A 20296-nucleotide genomic window follows, 5' to 3' on the forward strand; every position below is an offset into this window, starting at 1 on the left:
CTCACAAACTGACGTTTGCGTCGGTGCCGCGGCGGTTATTCGACATGAGTACGAGAGGAGCAGAAAATGGCTCTCTGGCAACAGATTTTGATTGCGGCCCTCGTCATTCTGGTGATCGCCGCGATCGTTGTTACAGCAAGTCTGGCGAGCGGTCGCAGAAAATCTCAGCGGCTCAAGCAGCACTACGGCAGTGAGTACGAGCGTCTGGTCACCGAGACCGGGGACGCGAAGGCGGCCGAGCACGAACTCACCACCCGGGAAAACAATCGTAAGAAACTCGACATCGTCGCGTTATCCCCTTCTGCACTATCGGATTTCAGCAACCGCTGGCATCAGGTGCAGACCGGCTTCGTCGACAACCCGGCCGCCGCGGTCGGCGTTGCTGATCGGCTGGTCACCGACGTGATGCGGGAACGGGGTTATCCCGTCGACGATTTCGATCAGCGAGCGGCCGACATCTCCGTCGACCATCCGCAGATCGTCGAGAATTACCGCGCTGCGCACAGCATTCACCTGGCTCAGCAACGCGGCGACGTCGATACCGAGCAACAACGGGAAGCGTTCGTGCACTACCGCGCACTGTTCGAGAAGTTGCTCGAAACCACGCCAAAGGAGGCAAGCGCATGACCACCCACGAGCAGCAAGCACGGGTCCCCGGTAGCTATGACGAGGGCCAAACCCCCACTGCGGCAACCGGTCCCGTCACTGAGCACACGGCGCCGACGCAAGCCGGTGAACCGTCTGTGCTGTCCAGCGCGCCGGCGCCGGATGCAGGCCAGGAGCAATTCCGGGACACGCCGGCGCCGGTTGCCGGGCAAGAGCAAGAGCGGTACGGCCAAGAGCAATACCGGGATGCGCCGGCGGCGCCCAGCCAGGAACAGTGGCAACCTCCGGTCGACGCGCCGGCGGCCGGTGAGTCGCACGTGTCTCACGAATCCGCCACGGCGGAAACGCTGTTCGCCGATGACGATCTCACCGAACTGCGCGGACGCTGGGCGGCCGTACAGGCGGCGTTCGTCGACGATCCGAAAGACTGCGTGCAGAAGGCCGACGTGCTGGTCTCGGACCTGGTCGATCAGCTGACGTCAGGATTCGCCCAGGCCCGCTCGCGGCTGGAAGAACAGTGGGCCCGCGGCCAGGAGGCCTCGACCGAAGACCTTCGGTTGGCCCTGATGCACTACCGCGAGTTCTTCGAGCGACTGCTGGCAGTCTGAGTTATGCGGTAACGCAACGGCTTTGACTATCTCCGCCGCCAGGTGAGTTCCACACCGGCGGCGGAGAGCCAGCGCGTCAGGTCGTAGCCATTGGCGGCCAGGCCTTCGATCGCGGCCACCGCGCGGCGCACGGCGGACTCCGCCACCGCCCGGCTCAACACGTCTTCGCCGACCGCCTCGAACAACTCGTCGACGTCGGCGAGTTCGGCTCGCTGCCCGGTGCGCACCTCGATGTCCAAATAGTGGTCTTCCGAACGCCACACCGTCGGTCCGGGCGTGTACTCACCCACGTCGAGGTAATAGTCGTGATCACGTTCATGACCGGGATTGAAGTGAAACACGGTGGCGCGCAACCCGAACGACGGCAGCAGCCACGACTCCAGGTAGTGGAACTGCGCTCGGCCGGGCGTGGGCCGGGCCAGGTACAACCCCCAGGGTCGCACCCGGTATTCGTCGACGGCGCGAACAATCCCTTTGGGGTCGGTGTTGGTGCGGGCGGTCAGATCGAACGTCTCCCGTTTGGGTGGGTGCATATGACCACCTACCGATCGACGCCGGCGTGGACATCAGGACAGAGATATCCGGCGAGCAGTGCGACGATCTCGTCCTCGACAGCCTGGAAGTCGACGGGATCCGGCGAAGTGACGAGCCGGTGCACCAGCGAATCGATGGTCGCCACCACAACCTGCGCGCGCAGTCTGCCGGTGTTGCGTACCTCGGGATGCTGTTCGAGCACCCAGGTGACCGCCTCGACGCTGAGCCGCTCCATGTCGTGCAGCCGGTCCAGGAACGCCGGCGCCCGCGGCGCCTGTTCGAACAACACCCGGTGCAGACGGGGATCGTCACGGTGGTTGTCGATGGCCGCGCGGACGAAGAGCCGCAGCGTGTCATCGAGCCGGGCCGGCAGCCCGTCGGACAACCGTTCGCTGAACAGCCGCGCACCGGCGTCGACGTGAGCGTCCATCAGGGCACGCAGGATGGCGTCCTTGTTCGGGAAGTACTGGTAGAGCGAGCCGATCGACACTCCGGCGCGTTCGGCGATGCGGTTGGTGGTCCCCGCCGCGTAGCCGTGCTCGGCGAAAATGTGAGCCGCCGCGTCCAGGACCCGCTGCCGGGTCTGGGCGGCGCGTTCCTGTTTGGGCTGCTTGCGCTGCCGGAACCGGTCGGTGGGGGCGATCGTGCATCTCCTGGTTAAAGCGAGTAGTCATCCGGTGCCGTGACCAGCAGAATTAGGTTACCCTAACAAGCTGCCGAGCAGACGCAAAAGCCCCCATTTCGGCACGAAAACAGGGGCTTTTGCGTCTGCTCGGCGAAAAGGAGTTGATGGTGCGCACCGTCCATATCGAAACACTTTTAGCCGCCGATGCCGACCGGGTGTGGCCGGCGATGTTGTCGCCGGCGACTTTCCTCTACGTCTGCAAAGGTCTGTTCGGCTTTCCCGCACTGGCCGGGCGGACCGAGGCGTTGCATCTCGGCGAGCGTGGCACCGGCTGGCTGATGGCGTTTCACCTGATACCGGCCTATCGGCACACCATCGAGGTCGTCGAGGTGGACGAGGCCACTCACACCATCCGGACCCGCGAGCACGGCGGGCCGCTCAAGGCCTGGAACCACACGCTGCACGCCGAACCCGTCGACAGGCACTCCTGCCGGTACAGCGACACCGTCGACATCGATGCCGGCGCGGCGACCGCCCTGGTGGCAACGGTGGCGGTGGGGATCTACCGCTACCGGCAGCGCCGGTGGCGCAGACTCGTCCGCCGGCAGATAGCTGCGCAGCGTCCGGCTACCGCTTGAGCCGGATCTTCCACCGCACGAAACCGCCGTAGCACACCGACAGCGCGGCCAGCATGCCCATGTCCAGCAGCCAGATCTTCGACGTGTGCTGCCAGAACCGGTCGCCCGGCACCAGCGCACCGGGCACCAGGTTGCGCACGTCCACCGTGGACGCGGCGGCGGCGTACCCCCAGCGGGCCGGCACCACGGTGGAAACCTGTTCCAGTACAAGCCGATTGGTCACCGGGACCATCCCGCCGCACAACACCAGCTGCGCCATGATCGACACCACGAACAACGGCATGATCTGCTCGTTGGAACGCACCAGCGCAGAGAGGGTCAGACCCAGCATCGCCGACGCCACGCAGGTGCCGGCCACCGTCTGGAACAACTCCACGGTGGCCGCGACGTTTCCGTGGCCGAACACCAACCCGCCCCGGGTAGGCGCGCTTTTCCCGACCATCACGATGGTGGTGGCGATCGCGGCCTGCAGCACCGCGAAGACGCAGAACACCGCAGTCTTGGCGGCCAGATAGGCCGATGTCGACAAACCCACCGCCTGCTCGCGCTGAAAGATCGGTCGTTCACCGACCAGATCGCGGATGGTCAGCGCGGTGCCCATGAAAGCCGCGGACAACAGCAGCAGGTTCAGGATCTGCGCGGCCTCGTCCGGCGTGCCGGCGTGCTCGAAGACCGCCCGGAATCCATTGGAGCCGGGAACGGTCAGCGACAATGCGCCCAGGATGAACGGCAACACCGCCAGGAACACGAAGTAGGCGCGATCGGCGACCACCAACCGGACCTGCCGCCGTGCCACCGTGGAAATCTGGCGTCGCACGCTGGTGTGCACCGGCGCGCCGAGGTCGGCGGGCTCGGCGTCCCCGACCGGCGGTGTGCGCAGGTCTTTGGCCTCGTGCTGCGCCAGAAAACGCCGGTTCGCCTCGTCCGGATCCGCACCCACCTGGCTGAAGATCTTCGCCCAGTTGGTGGTCCCCATCGCATCGCCGATCTGGTCCGGCGGGCCGCAGTAGGCCGTCTTGCCGCCCGGCGCCACCAGCAGCAACTGGTCGCAGAGATCGAGGTAGGACAACATGTGCGTCACCACGATCACCACGCGGCCGGCATCGGCCAGTTGGCGCAGCATCGTCATGACCTGATGGTCGAGGGCTGGGTCCAGGCCGGAGGTCGGCTCGTCGAGGATCAGCAGCGAGGGCCCGGTGAGCAGTTCGAGTGCCACCGAGGCCCGTTTGCGCTGCCCGCCGGACAGCTTGTCCACCCGGGTGTCGGCGTGCTTGGTCAGGTCCAGCTCCTTGAGCACCTGCGTGACCACGCGGGCGCGGTCGGCTTTGCTGGTATCGGGTGGCAGGCGCAGTTCCGCGGCGTAACCGAGTGCCTGGTTGATGGTCAGCTGGCGGTGCACCACGTCGTCCTGCGGAACGATGCCGATCCTGCTGCGCAACGACGCGTACTCGGCGTGGATGTCGTGGCCTTCGAAACTGACCGATCCGGTCGTCGGCCGCGCGTAGCCCGCGATCAGCCGGGCCAGGGTGCTCTTGCCGGCACCCGACCCGCCGATCACCGCGGTCAGGGTGCCGGGCCGGGCGGTCAGGGAGATGCCGTCCAGCAGTTGCTTGCCGCTGTCGACGGTGTAGTTGACCTTGCGTACTTCCAAACCGCGGGTGCGACGGGCAGTTTCGGTCTGCGGCGCGAGGGTGTCGTCGCCGAATACCAGGTCGACGTTGCCGATCGTGACCACGTCACCCTCGGACAGGATCGCCGAACCCACCCGGGTGCCGTTGACGAACGTCCCGTTGATGCTGCGATCCTGGATTTCGGTGCCCAGCGGAGTCTGTCGCAGGGTCGCGTGCTGACGGGAGGCCAGCACGTCGGAGACGACGATGTCGTTGTCGTTGGCGCGACCGATCGACAACGCGCCCGTCGTCTTCGGCGCTGCCGAGGGGCCGCCGGCCCGCGGCGCGAGAACTTTCACCATCCGGGTCGCCAGGCTGGCGACGTCGGCCGATTTCACGTCGACGACGGTGTTCTCCGCCGGCGCCGGCTTGATGGTGACCGAGGTGACCGGCTCCGGCGGCAGCGGCCGGCGCTCGGGACGCCTCGGACCACGCGGGGCGGGCACCTGATGCACCCGTCCCCGGGGGGCCGGCGGGCGTGGGGGACCGGTGGGCGGCCGGGTCGGCGGCGTCGCCGTCCATGCCAGGGTGGGCGGCCCGCCGTCGGGTATCGACCGCGGTTTCGCGATGGGCCCTCGGGTGGCCGGCCCATGCCGCTGCCCGATCGCGAAGGTCAGCCGCGGTCCGGCCGGGTTGCCGACATGGATGCTCTGCCCGTCGTGAATGTCGACAACAGGCATCCGGTAGCCGTTGACGTAGGTCCCGTTCAGCGAGCCGTTGTCGATGGCCACCCAGCGGCCCTGGTCGAACCGCAGGATCAGGTGTGCGCGGGAGATGCGGGGGTCCGGAATGCGCAGGTCGGCGTGCAGGTCTCTGCCGATGATCACCTCATACCCGGGGGCGAACGAGAGCTGAGCACTGTCATGCCGGATGGTCAGCGCGGGCGCAGGCGGGGCGGATCGAGTCACCACAACAGTATTGGCACGGTTCCTGAGTGTGCTCTGTGTGACGCAGCTGTGCAGCAGCTATGTGTTGATTTTAGTGCACTCATAGCTGTTACACAGCCCGCAGCGGCCCGGTGGCTGGCTAATTCGGGCATCATCTGACGGGAGGGGAACGGTGATGGTTCGTGCCGGAAAGGAGGAAATGTACAGATGGCCGAGCGAGATGGCCCCACCCGGCGGCTTCCCGGCCGGCATCTGTTGCGAAATCCGCACCTGGCGGGATTCCGTGCCGGGTTGCAGTCTCTGCCGTCGACGACCGTCGCCCATTTCCGTCGTGAGGTGCCGCCGCCGGTCGGGGCGGATCTCGTTGCGGACGAAAGCAATTCACCACACGAGTTGTCCCGCGGCGCCTCGTTCGCCGGGTACACGATTCTGCGTCGGCTGGGCGCCGGCGGAATGGCTGAGGTGTACCTGGCTCTGCATCCGCGCTTGCCGCGCCGTGACGTGATTAAAGTTCTCGCTGAAGCGATTACGGCGGACAGCGAGTTTCGCGAGCGGTTCAACCGCGAGGCGGATCTGGCCGCGACCCTGTGGCATCCGCACATCGTCGGTGTGCACGATCGCGGCGAATTCCGTGGCCGGCTGTGGATTTCGATGGACTACGTCGACGGCACCGATGCGTCCCGGCTGGTGAGAGAGACCCATCCTGACGGGATGCCGGCCGATGAAGTGTGTGAAATCCTCAGCGCCGTCGCGGGCGCGTTGGACTATGCGCACGATCGCGGACTGTTGCACCGTGACGTCAAACCGGCCAACATCCTGCTCACCCATCCCGAGCATGGCGAACGGCGAATCCTGTTGGCGGACTTCGGTGTTGCCCGTCACCTCGGTGACATCAGTGGCATCACCCAGACCAACGTCGCGGTCGGCACCGTCGCCTATGCGGCGCCCGAACAGCTGACGGGTGCCAAAATCGACGGACGGGCGGACCAATATGCCCTGGCCGCCACCGCTTTTCACCTGCTGACCGGTGTGCCTCCGTACCGGCACCCCAATGCGGTTGCGGTGATCAGTCAGCACCTGCACGACGAGCCGCCACGCCTCAGCGACTACCGTCCGGACCTGCCGCACCTGGACGAGGTGTTCGTCCGGGCACTGGCCAAAGACCCCGACGCGCGGTTCGAGCGGTGCCGGACATTCGCCGCGGCGTTTGGCTCCCAGCTCGCCGGGCCAGCCCTCGACGTCGAGACCGATCCGCCTGCCGTCCCCGAGAAGTCCGGTGCGATCAGAGCAGCCGCGCGCAGATTGTCGGCCAGAACCCGGGTCGCGGCCGCGCTGGTGGGTGCGGTGCTGATCGCGGTGGCCGCAACCTGGTCCCTGCTGTACTCGTTCCAGCCCGACAGCTCCCCGCCGCCCATCCCGGCGCTGGCGGCCCGGCCCGGCGTGCCCGACGCGGCACCCGCCCCGGTGACCGCCGCGGGCGCTCGCGTCCTGGACGGCACCTACCGGCTGGACTACAACCGCTCCAAGAAAACGTCCAACGGCCTCGGTATCCGCCACGACGGCGCGACCACCGACTGGTGGGCTTTTCATTCGACGTGTACGGCCAACGGTTGCGCGGCCACCGGCATCCAACTGGACAAGACCAATCACGAGGTGGCCGGCACCGCCGACGCCGCGCAGACCGATGTGCTGCGTTTCGTCGCCGGCTACTGGCAGGGCGCACCCCAGCAGGAGCAGGTCGCGTGCCGGCAGCAGAACGGCGTGGCCGGCACCCAGCAGGAGACCGTCGCGTGGTCGTTGGCGCCGCAATCGGACGGGACGCTGCGCGGCGTGGAGACGGAGACGGTCCTGACCAACGAGTGCGGCGCCCAGGGCGCGGTGCTGCGGGTACCCGTGGTGGCGATCCGGGACGGTGCCGTGCCTGCGGGTTTGACGTGGGCCGATCCCGCGCAGGTGCTCAGCGCTCCGACCCGGGCAGGCCGGCCGTCGCCGCCGGTACTGGGCGGGGCGTGCGCCGACGTCGACCGGCTGGGCTACGACCAGACCAGCAACGAACAGGTGGTATGCGAGGGCGGGAGTTGGAGCAAGGCGCCCATCACCACCGGTGTCCATGCCGCCGGCAGCTCATGCGACCGGCCGGACATTCCGGTGTTCGCGATGTCGGCCTCCAATGACGGCTATCTGATCGAATGCAACCCGGTGACCCGGATCTGGGCCCGGCACAGCTGACCTCGCGAGCCGGACGACTTGTCGGAGTCTCCGACTACCCTGGCGGCCATGGCTTTCGCCACCGAACACCCAGTAGTCGCCCACTCGGAATACCGCGCCGTCGACGAGGTCGTCCGTACCGGTGCCCGCTTCGAAGTGGTCAGCCCGCACCAGCCGGCGGGTGACCAGCCGGCGGCCATCGAGGAGCTGGAACGCCGGATCAGAGCGGGGGAGCACGACGTGGTGCTGCTCGGCGCCACCGGCACCGGCAAATCGGCCACCACCGCGTGGCTGATCGAGCGGCTGCAGCGACCCACCCTGGTGATGGCGCCGAACAAGACGCTGGCCGCCCAGCTGGCCAACGAACTGCGAGAGATGTTGCCGCACAACGCCGTCGAGTACTTCGTCTCGTACTACGACTACTACCAGCCGGAGGCGTACATCGCGCAGACCGACACCTACATCGAGAAGGACAGCTCCATCAACGACGACGTGGAGCGGTTGCGGCACTCCGCCACGTCGTCGCTGCTGTCCCGGCGGGACGTGGTGGTGGTCGCCTCGGTGTCCTGCATCTACGGCCTGGGCACACCGCAGTCTTACCTGGACCGCTCGGTGGAACTGCAGGTCGGCAACGAGGTGCCGCGGGACGGGTTGCTGCGCCTGCTGGTCGACGTGCAGTACACCCGCAACGACCTGTCGTTCACCCGCGGCTCCTTCCGGGTCCGGGGTGACACCGTCGAAATCATCCCGTCCTACGAGGAGCTGGCGGTCCGCATCGAGTTCTTCGGCGACGAGATCGAGGCGCTGTACTACCTGCATCCGCTGACCGGGGATGTGGTGCGCCAGGTCGACTCGCTGCGCATCTTCCCGGCCACCCACTATGTGGCCGGTCCGGAGCGGATGGCGGTCGCGATCTCCACCATCGAACAGGAGTTGGCCGCGCGACTGTCCGAGCTGGAAGGCCAGGGCAAGCTGCTGGAGGCGCAGCGATTGCGGATGCGCACCAACTACGACATCGAGATGATGCGTCAGGTCGGATTCTGCTCGGGCATCGAGAACTATTCGCGTCACATCGACGGCCGGCCCGCGGGTTCCGCCCCGGCGACCCTGCTGGATTACTTCCCGGAGGATTTCCTGCTGGTCATCGACGAGTCGCACGTCACCGTGCCGCAGATCGGCGGCATGTACGAAGGGGACATGTCCCGCAAGCGCAATCTGGTCGAATATGGCTTCCGGCTGCCGTCCGCGGTCGACAACCGCCCCTTGACCTGGGAGGAGTTCGCCGACCGGATCGGGCAGACGGTCTACCTGTCGGCCACCCCGGGCCCCTACGAACTCAGCCAGACCGGTGGCGAGTTCGTCGAACAGGTGATCCGCCCGACCGGGCTGGTCGACCCGAAGGTTGTGGTCAAACCCACCAAGGGGCAGATCGACGACCTGATCGGAGAGATCCGCAAACGCACCGACGCCGACGAACGGGTGCTGGTGACGACCCTGACGAAGAAGATGGCCGAGGACCTCACCGACTACCTGCTGGAGATGGGCATCCGGGTGCGCTATCTGCATTCCGAGGTCGACACCCTGCGCCGCGTCGAGTTGCTGCGGCAACTGCGGCTGGGTGAGTACGACGTGCTGGTCGGTATCAACCTGTTGCGGGAGGGCCTGGACCTGCCGGAAGTGTCGCTGGTGGCGATCCTGGACGCCGACAAGGAGGGCTTCCTGCGCTCGACCCGCAGCCTGATCCAGACCATCGGGCGTGCCGCCCGCAACGTGTCCGGCGAAGTGCACATGTACGCCGACAAGATCACCGACTCGATGAAAGAGGCCATCGACGAGACCGAACGGCGCCGGGCCAAGCAGGTCGCCTACAACGAGGCCCACGGCATCGACCCGCAACCGTTGCGCAAGAAGATCGCCGACATCCTCGACCAGGTGTACCGCGAAGCCGACGACACCGACGTCGGGATCGGCGGCTCCGGTCGCAACGCGTCCCGGGGCCGACGCGCGCCGGGTGAGCCGGGCCGTGCGGTCAGCGCAGGGGTGTTCGAGGGGCGGGACACCTCGTCGATGCCGCGAGCCGAGCTCGCCGACCTGATCAAGGACCTCACCGCGCAGATGATGGCAGCCGCGCGCGATCTGCAGTTCGAGCTGGCGGCCCGGTTCCGCGACGAGATCGCCGACCTCAAGAAAGAACTGCGCGGGATGGACGCCGCCGGCCTGAAGTGACCGAGCCGACGAGCGGGACGGGGACCTGGCGCGAGCTGCTCACCCGGCACCTGGGCACCTCCACGGTGTTGGCGGGCGGCGTCGCGATGTACGCCACCAACGAGTTCCTGACCGTGAGCCTGCTGCCGAGCGCTATCGCCGAGATCGGCGGCGCCCGGTTGTACGCCTGGGTGGTCACGTTGTACCTGGTCGGATCCGTGGTGGCTGCGACCACCGTCAATGCGTTACTGCGGCGCTTCGGTGCGCGGCTGTCGTTTCTGGCGGGTCTGGCGGTGTTCGGGGTGGCCAGTGTGGTGTGCGCCGCCGCCCCGAGCATGCAGGTGCTGATCGCGGGTCGCACCCTGCAGGGTGTCGCCGGTGGCACGCTGGCGGGACTGGGCTACGCCCTGATCAACGCCACGCTGCCGCGCACGCTGTGGACGCGTGGTTCTGCGCTGGTGTCGGCGATGTGGGGGGTGGCGACGATCATCGGGCCGGCGATGGGCGGATTGTTCGCGCAATTCGGGTTGTGGCGGTGGGCCTTCGGAGCGATGGCGATACTGACGGCGTTGATGGCCGCGCTGGTACCGGTAGCGCTGTCGGGCCGCAGCGGCACCGACGGCGAGAACGCCAAGCTCGAGGTGCCGGTGTGGTCGCTGCTGGTGATCGGGACCGCCGCGCTGGCGGTGAGCCTCGCCCAGCTCCCGCGCGACGGCGTTGCAATCGCCGGCCTGCTGGCGCTCGGGATATTGCTGGTCGTGGTGTTCGTGGCCGTCGATCGGCGTAGCCGTGCAGCGGTGCTGCCGCCCAGCGTGTTCGGCGGTGGGCCGTTGCGGTGGGTCTACCTGACCATGGGCGTGCTGATGATGGCGGTGCTGATCGACACCTACGTGCCGTTGTTCGGTCAGCGATTGGGGCACCTGAGTCCGGTGCTGGCCGGCTTCCTGGGTGCTTCGTTGGCGGTCGGCTGGACGGTGAGTGAGATCGTCAGCGCGTCGCTGCGCAGTCCCCGACTCATCGGGCGGGTCGTGCTGGTCGCGCCACTGCTGATGGGCGCCGGACTGGCGATCGGCGCCGTCACTCAGCGGGCCGATGCGTCGCGCGGGCTGGTGGGGTGGTGGGCGCTCGGGCTGCTGATCGCCGGCACCGGCATCGGGATGGCCTGGCCGCATCTGTCGGTGCGCGCCATGGATTCCGTCGACGACCCAGCCGAAAGCGGCGCGGCCGCGGCCGCGATCAACACCGTGCAGTTGATCGCCGGGGCTTTCGGTGCCGGACTGGCCGGCGTCGTCGTCAATACCGCCCCGGGCGGTGACGCGTTGCAGGCCCGCTGGCTGTACGCGGTTTTCACCGTGCTGGCCGCAGCGGGCTTCATCGCCTCCTACCAGGCGACCCGCCCCGACCGACGTCAGCGGGTCGACTTGACCACCTGCGAGTAGTGGAACTGCCAACGTTCGACGATGCGGAAACCCAGATAGCCCGGAAACTGGTAGACCGGAGCCCGGCCGAACGCCTTACCCGGTGAAAGCGACTGTCCCACTTCATGATCGGGGAACGAACTGTCGTGATTGGTGATCGTCCACAGGGTGGTGCACTTATTGATCTTGGCGGTGGTCAGCCAGACGGCGACGTGACCGTCCCACAGCGAGCCGACCTTGGGCCCGTACACGCCGCGCTCGACGTCGATCAGCGACCGGTAGGCGGCCGGCCGGGTGGCCAGTAGCGCCCGGATCGGTCCGGGGCGCCACGGCACGGTGTTGTCGACCAGCAGACAGTCGCCCGGTGCCGCGTGCGTGCTGATGACATCGGCGACCTGGCTGTAGTCCCAGCCCTCTTTGGCGTACGGCCCGCGCTGGGTGAACAGATAATTCGGGACGGCCGCGGCGGCCATCACCAGCACCAGGGCGACCACCTGCCACGGCTTACGGGCGATCGCCACGATGCATACCGCGAGAACGACGGCGGCGGCGGGCGCGGTGAAGATCAGGTAGCGCGGGAAGTAGACCGGCTCACCCACGGCCGAATAGATCAGCACCGCGGCGGTCGGAATCACCACCCACAGCACGCTGATCAGCAGTAACCGGCCGGTGCCGGTGTCGGCCCGCGCCTTCCCGAGGAGTCGCAGGACACCTGCGATCAGCACCAGGGTGCCGGCCAGGATGGCGAACGGGACGCTGTAGTCGAAGTACTGCCGGTGCACCACGTCCAGGAACAGGTTCCGGTGCAGGCCACCGATCCAGCCGATCTGAAACATCTGCTTGTGGGCGAACAAGATGAACGGCGTCATCGCCCCGAGCGCGGCGACCGACGCCACCGCCAGCCAGAGGGCGGGCCACTTGCGTTGCGTGCGCGGCGCGATCAGCGGCAGCATCGCGGCGTAGACCAGCACCATCAGCCCGGTGTTGATGCTGAACAGGATCGCCACCATCAGCAGCAGTGCGTAACCGACCCACAGGCGCGCCCGGTTGCGTCGCACCGCGGCGACCAGCAGCACGGTCAGCCAGGCGGCCACCGCCACCACCAGCGCTGAGGACCGGGCCTCGATGCCGGCCCAGGTCACCCGCGGCAGGATGGCGAATACGGTGCCCGCACACAGCGCCGTCGTCCGTCCGGAGAACATCTTGGCGAACACCACCACGCCGGCGGCGGCGGCGCCCACCGCCAGCGCGCTGGGCAGTCGCGACCAGAACTCCGTCGGCGGGAAGAGGGTGAACCAGCCGTGCATCAACAGGTAGTACAGACCGTGGACGGCGTCGATGTGGCCCAGCAACTTCCACAACTCGGGCAGGGTGCGACTCGCCGCAGCCGAGATGGTCGCCCCCTCGTCGAACCACAGTGACGGCCGGGCGGCCCCGGCGGCGCTGATGGCGGCCGCGACCGCAGCCATCGCCCACGGGTCGAGGCGCCCGCCCCGCACGCGGACGGACGGCGCCGGTTCGGCGTCGTCAGCCAGCGGATTCTCGACGATGGTCGCAGACATGGTGATGTTCAACTTTATGTGCCCAGCCGCGCACCGGCTCGCATGCCCGACTGTTGCGGATCTGCCGATAGTGACCGGCGCGGCTTCCGGGGCCCCACCGTGAGGGCTGCCACGCCGCGAATCTCTCCCAACTATGTCCAGCAACGCGATACTGTCTTGGGTTGGCGGAAACCGACACCTGGGAGGGTAAATGAGCGCCTATCAAACCGTGGTCGTAGGGACCGACGGCTCGGATTCGTCGCTGCGCGCGGTAGAAAGGGCGGCCCGGATCGCCGGAGAGGACGCCAAGCTGATCATCGCCTCGGCCTATCTGCCCCAGAACGACGACGCGCGCGCGGTCGACGCGCTCAAGGGCGAGAGCTACAAAGTGACCGGTACCGCCCCGATCTACGAGATCCTGCACACCGCCAAGGAGCGGGCGCACATCGCGGGCGCGAAGAACGTCGACGAGCGCGCGATCGAGGGCGCCCCGGTCGACGCCCTCGTGCAACTCGCCGAGTCGGAGAAGGCAGATCTGCTGGTGGTCGGCAACGTCGGCCTGAGCACTATTGCGGGGCGGTTGCTGGGGTCGGTGCCGGCCAACGTCTCCCGCAAGGCCAAGGTCGACGTCCTGATCGTGCACACCACGTAGCGTTGGCTACCAGCCGCGTTCGCGCCATTCGGCCAGGTGCGGGCGCTCGGCACCCAGCACCGTGTCGTCGCCGTGGCCGGGGTAGATGACGGTGTCATCGGCGTAGACGTCGAACACCCGGGTGGAGACGTCGTCGAGCAACCGCTCGAAGTCGCCTTCCTGCCAGGTCTTGCCGACGCCGCCCGGGAACAGGCAGTCTCCGGTGAACAGCTGGGTGACCCCGCCCGTCGCGGGCCCGCCGAGCGCCAGCGCCACCGATCCCGGTGTGTGCCCGCGCAAGTGGATGACATCGAACGTCAATTCGCCGATCTGCACGGTGTCGCCGTTGGCCAGCAAACGATCGGGCTTGATCGGTAGCGGCTCGGCGTCGATCTCGTGTGCGGCGGTCGGGGCGCCGGTGGCTTCGGCGACCGCTTCCAGCGCCTGCCAGTGGTCGAAGTGCTGGTGGCTGGTGACGATCAGCGACACCGTGGGCGCGTAGCGTCGGATCAGGTCGATGAGTACGTCGGCGTCGTTGGCGGCGTCGATCAACAATGTTTCTCCGGTTGCGGAACAGGTCACCAGGTAGGCGTTGTTGTCCATAGGGCCAACCGAGGCCTTCAGGATCGTCGCGCCGGGCAGCGAGCGCCGGGCCGCGGTGCCCGGTTCCACGTGTCCGGTGTAGTCGTCGTTCGGGGCTGTCATACCCGGTCACGCTACTTGGCGAAAGCAGGGGCGTTACCTGGCAGGGGCTTGTCGGGGGCGACACCTAGCATGGAATACGGCCTGCGCCATGGCCAGCCCGTCATGGCCGGGCAGCACAGAATTTGAAAGGGGCAGCGTGGCCGACCGCCTCATTGTCAAGGGCGCGCGTGAGCACAACCTGCGCAGCGTCGACCTCGACCTACCCCGGGACGCGCTGATCGTCTTCACCGGGTTGTCCGGGTCGGGGAAGTCCTCTCTGGCGTTCGACACGATCTTCGCCGAAGGGCAGCGCCGCTACGTCGAGTCGCTGTCGGCCTATGCCCGCCAGTTCCTGGGTCAGATGGACAAACCGGACGTCGACTTCATCGAGGGCTTGTCGCCGGCGGTGTCCATCGACCAGAAATCGACGAACCGCAACCCGCGGTCCACCGTCGGCACCATCACCGAGGTGTACGACTACCTGCGACTGCTGTACGCCCGCGCGGGCACGCCGCATTGCCCGATCTGCGGCGAGCGCATCGCACGCCAGACGCCGCAGCAGATCGTCGACCAGGTGCTGGCCATGGAGGAGGGCATCCGCTTCCTGGTGCTGGCCCCCGTGGTCCGCACCCGCAAAGGCGAGTTCGCGGACCTGTTCGACAAGCTCAACGCGCAGGGCTACAGCCGCGTGCGGGTGGACGGGGTGGTGCACCCGCTGACCGAGCCGCCCAAGCTGAAGAAGCAGGAAAAACACGACATCGAGGTCGTGGTGGACCGGCTGACCGTCAAGGCCGCCGCCAAGCAGCGACTGACCGACTCGGTGGAGACCGCGCTGGGCCTGGCCGACGGAATCGTCGTACTGGAATTCCCCGACGACCGCGACGAGCACGACCGGCCGCGCGAGCAGCGGTTTTCGGAGAAGCTCGCCTGCCCCAACGCGCACGCCCTGGCTGTGGACGACCTCGAACCCCGCTCGTTCTCGTTCAACTCGCCCTACGGCGCCTGTCCGGAATGCGTCGGTCTGGGCATCCGCAAAGAGGTCGACCCCGACCTCGTGGTGCCGGACCCGGAACTCACCCTGGCGCAGGGCGCGGTGGCGCCGTGGTCGACCGGGCACACCGCGGAGTACTTCGTCCGGATGATGGCGGGCCTGGGTGACGCGCTGGGCTTCGACGTCAACACCCCGTGGCGCAAGCTGCCGGCCAAGGCGCGCAAGGCGATCCTGGACGGTGCCGATGAGCAGGTGCACGTGCGCTACCGCAACCGCTACGGCCGCACCCGGTCCTACTACGCGGAGTTCGAGGGCGTGCTGGCGTTCCTGCAGCGCAAGATGGCCCAGACCGAGTCCGAACAGATGAAGGAACGCTACGAGGGCTTCATGCGGGACATCCCGTGCCCGGTCTGTGAGGGCACCCGGCTCAAGCCGGAGATCCTGGCAGTGTCCCTGACGGCGGGAAATCTCGGCCCGAAGTCCATCGCCGAGGTGTGCGAGCTGTCCATCGCCGACTGCTCGGACTTCCTCAACGCCCTCACCCTGGGCACCCGGGAACAGGCGATCGCCGGTCAGGTGCTCAAGGAGATCCAGTCGCGGCTGGGCTTCCTCCTCGACGTCGGGCTGGAATACCTGTCACTGTCGCGGGCGGCGGCCACCCTGTCCGGCGGTGAGGCGCAACGCATCCGGCTGGCCACCCAGATCGGCTCCGGGCTGGTGGGTGTGCTGTATGTGCTGGACGAGCCGTCCATCGGGTTGCACCAGCGAGACAACCGGCGGCTCATCGAAACCCTCACCCGGCTGCGGGATCTGGGCAACACCCTGATCGTCGTCGAGCACGACGAGGACACCATCGAACACGCCGACTGGATCGTCGACATCGGCCCCGGCGCCGGCGAGCACGGCGGGCACATCGTGCACAGCGGGCCGTATGACGAGTTGCTGCGCAACACACGATCGATCACCGGCGCCTACCTGTCCGGCCGGGAGAGCATCCAGATGCCCGCGCTGCGGCGGCCTGTCGACCCCAAGCGCCGCCTCACCGTCGTCGGCGCCCGCGAGCACAATCTGCGCGGCATCGACGTCTCGTTCCCGCTGGGCGTCCTGACGTCGGTGACGGGAGTGTCGGGCTCGGGCAAGTCCACGCTGGTCAACGACATCCTGGCCGCGGTGCTCGCCAACCGGCTCAACGGCGCCCGCCAGGTGCCGGGCCGGCACACCCGGGTCACCGGTCTGGATCACCTGGACAAACTGGTGCGGGTCGACCAGTCGCCGATCGGGCGCACCCCGCGCTCCAACCCGGCCACCTACACCGGAGTGTTCGACAAGATCCGCACCCTGTTCGCCGCCACCACCGAGGCCAAGGTGCGCGGCTATCAGCCGGGCCGGTTCTCGTTCAACGTCAAGGGCGGCCGGTGTGAGGCGTGCACGGGGGACGGCACCATCAAGATCGAGATGAACTTCCTGCCCGACGTGTACGTGCCGTGCGAGGTCTGCCAGGGCGCCCGCTACAACCGGGAGACCCTCGAGGTGCACTACAAGGGCAAGACCATCTCCGAGGTGCTGGACATGTCGATCGAGGAGGCGGCGGAGTTCTTCGAGCCGATCTCCGGCATCCACCGCTACCTGCGCACCCTGGTCGACGTCGGGCTGGGCTACGTGCGGCTCGGTCAGCCCGCGCCCACCCTGTCCGGTGGCGAGGCGCAGCGCGTGAAGCTGGCCTCCGAACTGCAGAAGCGTTCCACCGGGCGCACCATCTACGTGCTCGACGAGCCGACCACCGGCCTGCACTTCGACGACATCCGCAAGCTGCTCACCGTGATCAGCGGCCTGGTCGACAAGGGCAACACGGTGATCGTCATCGAACACAACCTGGACGTGATCAAGACCTCGGACTGGATCGTCGACATGGGCCCGGAAGGTGGCGCCGGCGGCGGAACCGTTGTCGCGCAAGGCACTCCGGAGGACATCGCAGCCGTGCCGGAAAGCTATACCGGCAAGTTCCTCGCCGAGTTACTCGGCGCGGCGCCCGTGGCCAGCCGGCGCAGCACCAAGCGCCGCAAGGTCAGCGCGTAGGCGGCACCAGCGCCGCCAGGTGCCTGCTGCCGCACGCACCGACAGTGGGCCGGATCTCACCGAACCAGCGGTTGCCGAGCCGCTTCCTCGGTCTGAGCGCCCTCGCCGCGGCCCAGCGCGACGGTGGCCGCCAACATCGCCGCCACCGCGGCCGGCAGCGCGACGACGCCGACGCCGTGCACGGTCAGCACTTCGCCCAGCACGATCACGCCGAGCAGCACCGCGACCACGGGTTCACCGACCAGCATGATCGGTACCGAGGCCTGCAGCGCGCCGGCCTTGAAGGCCCACTGCTGCAACACGGTCACCAGGATCGCCAGCGCCACAAGCAGATACGGCGCCGGGACGGTGAGCAGGGCATGCCAGCCGCCCGCCCCGAACCGATGGGTGCAGGTCTTGGTCAACACCGCGATCATGCCGAGGCCGACCGCCACCGCGACGCCCAGCGCCGCTGCACGGGTCCGGCCGGTGGTGCGGCGGGCCACAAGCACGCAGACCACGACGGCCGGTACCGCGACAGCGAGCGCCATCGTCCACGCCGGCACCGGCGGCCGGTAGTGCCCTTCCCGCGGTTGACCCACCAGCACGAAGACCGCCAGGGCGGCCGTCAGCAGTGTCGCCCACGCCCACTCGGCCCCGGTCACCCGGTCGCCGGACCGACGGGCGCTCAGCGGCAGCACGAACAGCAGCGACGACACCAGCAGCGGCTGCACCAGCAGCAGGGAGCCGTGCGCCAGTGCCATGGCCTGAAATGCGTAACCGGCACCGGCGGCGGCTGTCCCGGCCCACCACAACCGGTCGCGGAGCACGGCCGCCGCGCTCGCGTGATCCTCCCCGGGTCGTTGCAGGGCAGCTTGTCGCACCACGATGCCCACCGCCGCGACCAACGACGCCAGTAGCGCCGAGCCGATCGCAGCAGCGTGCGACATCAGCCAATCCATGTCCGGGACATACCCCTTACGTCAATAGGTGACTCAGCCCGGTCAGCGAGAGCTCAGGATCACTGGGGTAGTTTGGCGGCCATTTGATTGGCGATCAGCCTGGCCTGGTTGACGGTTGCGGGTGCGCAGACGTTGACATCGAAGACCACATTGGACGCCGCGCTCAGCACGTGCTGGCAGATCACCGAACTGCCGGCCAGCGTGCGCTGCATCGCGATAGACGGTGGAGTGCCGCTGACGTCCCGGAACGTCCACTGCGAGGTCTTACCCTGGTTGACCTGAGTCACGGTCTTGCCGGCGCAGTAGCGCCACGACTCCGCCTGACCAGCGACGAATGCGAGCGCCTGGTCGGCCGAGGCGAAGATGACCCCGCCCTGCACCACCACGTAGCCCGGATCGGAATTCGGCTTCTTCAAGAGTTGCGCAAGCATCCCGGTGTAACCACTGCTCTTGTAGGTCCGCGTCTGATAACCGATGAGCGGCCCGAGGCATCGTTCATCGGACAACGAGTTCTCCGGTCCCGGGTCCTTCATCTCCGTCACGTTGTGGTCGACGACGATGCCCGTCGTGAATACCAGCGCGTCGATCTCCGTTGGGCTGAGCAGCAACGAATCTAGTTGTGCAGCAGTAACTGTCGGTGCCGCCGAGGTTGTGGTGGCAATTGTGGCGGTGCTGGTGGCGGTGGTGGTCTCACGGCTTACCGGTGGCCCGCCGCTATTGTCGTTGCGGTTCACGGCGACCCAGCTGCCGGCACCGATCAGGGTCAGCACGACCACCAGCGCGGCGGCGGGTATGAGCCAGCGTCGGCGCTGCGGGGCCGGTTGCCATGGTGGAGGCGGTGGCGCCGGCCAGTGCCGGGGCACCGGACCGCTGGGCGGCGGAGCGTAGTGCTGGCTGTGGGCGATCATGGTGGCTGCGCGGTCCTGGTCCGGCGCGCTGAGCGCGTGGTTGGCGGCGCGGGCGAGGTCTCCGGCGGTCGGGTAGCGGGCCTCGGGTTCCTTGGCCATGCCGCGCGCGATCACGTCGTCGAAAGCCCTCGGCACGCCGCGGCCCACCCGGCTCGGCTGCGGGATCGGTTGCATCAAATGCGCGGCCATCAGGGCGCTGAGGTTCTGCGTCTGGTACGGCGGCACACCGGTGAGGCACTCGTAGAGCACGCAGGCCAGGCCGTAGATGTCGGAGCGGTAGGTGGTCTCGTCGTCGGAGAACCGTTCGGGTGCCATATAACGCCAGCTGCCGACCGCGGTCCCTGTCCTGGTGAGCTGCTGATCCGTTGCGGCGGCGGCGATTCCGAAGTCGACCAGGTAGGCGAAGTCGTCGCCGGTGATCAGGATGTTCTCCGGTTTGATGTCGCGGTGGATGACCGCGGCGCGGTGCGCAGCGTCCAGCGCGGCCGCCACCTGGGTGATGATCGCCACTGCGCGCGGCGGCGGCAGTGCGCCGGTGCGCTTCAGCAGCGATCCGAGGTCCTCGCCCTCGATGACGCGCATGTCGATGAACAGCTGGCCGTCGATTTCGCCGTAGTCGTGGATCGGCACGATATGTGGTTCCTGCAGACGCCCCGCGGTATGGGCTTCGCGTTGCATGCGCCTGCGGAATACTGCATCGGAGTTCAACTCCCGGGACATCAATTTGAGCGCGACAGTGCGGTCTTTGACCGTGTCATGGGCCTCGTAGACCTCGCCCATGCCACCGCGTCCCAATAGTCGTCCGAGTCGGTAGGGTCCGAACTGCAGACCCGCGCGCGAGGTCGGGACGGTGTCACTCATCGGTGCGCATCGACTCCCGGATCTGCGCCAGGCGCTGGGCGGCGGCCCGCTGGCGCTGCTCGTACTCGTCTGCGACGGAGCGGCCCTCGGCCGTCTCGGCTGCGAGTTCCTCGGCGCCCAGGGCGGCGCCGTAGCGGTTTTCGATCTTCTCGCGCACCGAGTCGAAGGTCGGCACGCCGGACTTGTCGTAGCCGACGTCGGGCGGTGGCTCGGCGTCGGGAGCAGACGGTTGCTCGGGCATGCCCGATAGGTTACTTGCCCCGG

16 protein-coding genes and 2 pseudogenes are annotated in these 20296 nt (G+C 67.7%); 8 read left to right on the plus strand and 10 right to left on the minus strand.

Annotated features, from left to right (window positions below; translation table 11 throughout):
* The first annotated feature begins 66 nt into the window (after positions 1-66).
* On the plus strand, positions 67-627 hold the full coding sequence (locus tag ACZYZ9_RS05700) for a hypothetical protein (protein WP_463825234.1): 561 nt from the start codon (positions 67-69) through the stop codon (positions 625-627).
* A complete protein-coding gene (locus ACZYZ9_RS05705) occupies positions 624-1214 on the plus strand; it encodes a hypothetical protein (RefSeq protein ID WP_463825235.1) in 591 nt (196 codons plus the stop codon). Before ACZYZ9_RS05700 ends, ACZYZ9_RS05705 begins: the two co-directional genes overlap by 4 nt.
* A gap of 26 nt (positions 1215-1240) precedes the next feature.
* Here the strand turns inward: ACZYZ9_RS05705 and ACZYZ9_RS05710 are convergent, their stop codons facing one another.
* Both ACZYZ9_RS05710 and ACZYZ9_RS05715 read right to left on the minus strand, forming a co-directional pair.
* On the minus strand, positions 1241-1747 hold the full coding sequence (locus tag ACZYZ9_RS05710) for a ribonuclease FAU-1 family protein (RefSeq protein WP_463825236.1): 507 nt from the start codon (positions 1745-1747) through the stop codon (positions 1241-1243).
* Positions 1748-1755: 8 nt separating this feature from the next.
* Positions 1756-2391 (minus strand): TetR/AcrR family transcriptional regulator, encoded by a 636-nt coding sequence (locus ACZYZ9_RS05715; protein WP_463825459.1) that lies wholly within the window; start codon positions 2389-2391, stop codon positions 1756-1758.
* A gap of 149 nt (positions 2392-2540) precedes the next feature.
* On the opposite strand from ACZYZ9_RS05715, the gene ACZYZ9_RS05720 reads away from it, so the two are divergent.
* Positions 2541-3011 (plus strand): hypothetical protein, encoded by a 471-nt coding sequence (locus ACZYZ9_RS05720; RefSeq protein ID WP_463825237.1) that lies wholly within the window; start codon positions 2541-2543, stop codon positions 3009-3011.
* On the opposite strand, the gene ACZYZ9_RS05725 is transcribed toward ACZYZ9_RS05720, so the two are convergent.
* The 3 genes and pseudogenes from ACZYZ9_RS05725 to ACZYZ9_RS05735 form a co-directional block, all read right to left on the minus strand.
* Positions 3001-4083 carry an ABC transporter permease gene (locus ACZYZ9_RS05725; protein WP_463825460.1) on the minus strand — a complete coding sequence of 361 codons (1083 nt, stop codon included), beginning with the start codon at positions 4081-4083 and terminating at the stop codon, positions 3001-3003. The two genes, ACZYZ9_RS05720 and ACZYZ9_RS05725, sit on opposite strands and share 11 nt — an antisense overlap.
* A gap of 12 nt (positions 4084-4095) precedes the next feature.
* Positions 4096-4593: pseudogene (locus tag ACZYZ9_RS05730) on the minus strand (ATP-binding cassette domain-containing protein); the annotation flags it as partial.
* 126 nt (positions 4594-4719) lie between these two features.
* A pseudogene (locus ACZYZ9_RS05735) lies at positions 4720-5592 on the minus strand (FHA domain-containing protein); the annotation flags it as partial.
* 183 nt (positions 5593-5775) lie between these two features.
* Between ACZYZ9_RS05735 and ACZYZ9_RS05740 the strand changes: the two are divergent.
* Genes ACZYZ9_RS05740 through ACZYZ9_RS05750 form a run of 3 tightly spaced genes read left to right on the plus strand, consistent with a single transcriptional unit; the run spans position 5776 to position 11420 of the window.
* Positions 5776-7797 (plus strand): serine/threonine-protein kinase, encoded by a 2022-nt coding sequence (locus tag ACZYZ9_RS05740; RefSeq protein ID WP_463825238.1) that lies wholly within the window; start codon positions 5776-5778, stop codon positions 7795-7797.
* Between the two features lie 48 nt (positions 7798-7845).
* On the plus strand, positions 7846-10002 hold the full coding sequence (gene uvrB, locus ACZYZ9_RS05745) for an excinuclease ABC subunit UvrB (protein WP_463825239.1): 2157 nt from the start codon (positions 7846-7848) through the stop codon (positions 10000-10002).
* Positions 9999-11420: an MFS transporter gene (locus tag ACZYZ9_RS05750; RefSeq protein WP_463825240.1), complete on the plus strand. Its 1422-nt coding sequence runs from the start codon at positions 9999-10001 to the stop codon at positions 11418-11420. The genes uvrB and ACZYZ9_RS05750 overlap by 4 nt, the downstream gene beginning before the upstream one ends.
* Here ACZYZ9_RS05750 and ACZYZ9_RS05755 read toward each other — a convergent pair.
* Positions 11390-12961, minus strand: a complete 1572-nt coding sequence (locus ACZYZ9_RS05755; protein WP_463825241.1) for a mannosyltransferase — start codon at positions 12959-12961, stop codon at positions 11390-11392. The genes ACZYZ9_RS05750 and ACZYZ9_RS05755 overlap by 31 nt on opposite strands.
* A 190-nt stretch (positions 12962-13151) precedes the next feature.
* Here ACZYZ9_RS05755 and ACZYZ9_RS05760 point away from each other — a divergent pair, with 190 nt between their 5' ends.
* Positions 13152-13592 (plus strand): universal stress protein, encoded by a 441-nt coding sequence (locus ACZYZ9_RS05760; protein ID WP_463825243.1) that lies wholly within the window; start codon positions 13152-13154, stop codon positions 13590-13592.
* A gap of 6 nt (positions 13593-13598) precedes the next feature.
* Here ACZYZ9_RS05760 and ACZYZ9_RS05765 read toward each other — a convergent pair whose 3' ends face one another.
* Positions 13599-14276: an MBL fold metallo-hydrolase gene (locus ACZYZ9_RS05765; protein WP_463825244.1), complete on the minus strand. Its 678-nt coding sequence runs from the start codon at positions 14274-14276 to the stop codon at positions 13599-13601.
* 136 nt (positions 14277-14412) lie between these two features.
* On the opposite strand from ACZYZ9_RS05765, the gene uvrA reads away from it, so the two are divergent.
* Complete coding sequence (uvrA, locus tag ACZYZ9_RS05770; RefSeq protein ID WP_463825245.1) at positions 14413-17322, plus strand: excinuclease ABC subunit UvrA; 2910 nt, start codon at positions 14413-14415, stop codon at positions 17320-17322.
* Between the two features lie 56 nt (positions 17323-17378).
* Here uvrA and ACZYZ9_RS05775 read toward each other — a convergent pair whose 3' ends face one another.
* The 3 genes from ACZYZ9_RS05775 to ACZYZ9_RS05785 all read right to left on the minus strand — a co-directional run bounded on the left by ACZYZ9_RS05775 (position 17379) and on the right by ACZYZ9_RS05785 (position 20273).
* Positions 17379-18251, minus strand: a complete 873-nt coding sequence (locus ACZYZ9_RS05775; RefSeq protein WP_463825246.1) for a DMT family transporter — start codon at positions 18249-18251, stop codon at positions 17379-17381.
* Between the two features lie 71 nt (positions 18252-18322).
* Positions 18323-20032 carry a serine/threonine-protein kinase PknH/PknJ gene (locus tag ACZYZ9_RS05780; RefSeq protein ID WP_463825247.1) on the minus strand — a complete coding sequence of 570 codons (1710 nt, stop codon included), beginning with the start codon at positions 20030-20032 and terminating at the stop codon, positions 18323-18325.
* Positions 20025-20273, minus strand: a complete 249-nt coding sequence (locus ACZYZ9_RS05785; RefSeq protein ID WP_463825248.1) for a hypothetical protein — start codon at positions 20271-20273, stop codon at positions 20025-20027. The genes ACZYZ9_RS05780 and ACZYZ9_RS05785 overlap by 8 nt, the downstream gene beginning before the upstream one ends.
* Between the last annotated feature and the right edge of the window lie 23 nt (positions 20274-20296).

It is taken from the genome of Mycobacterium sp. IDUB_28, from assembly GCF_055419285.1.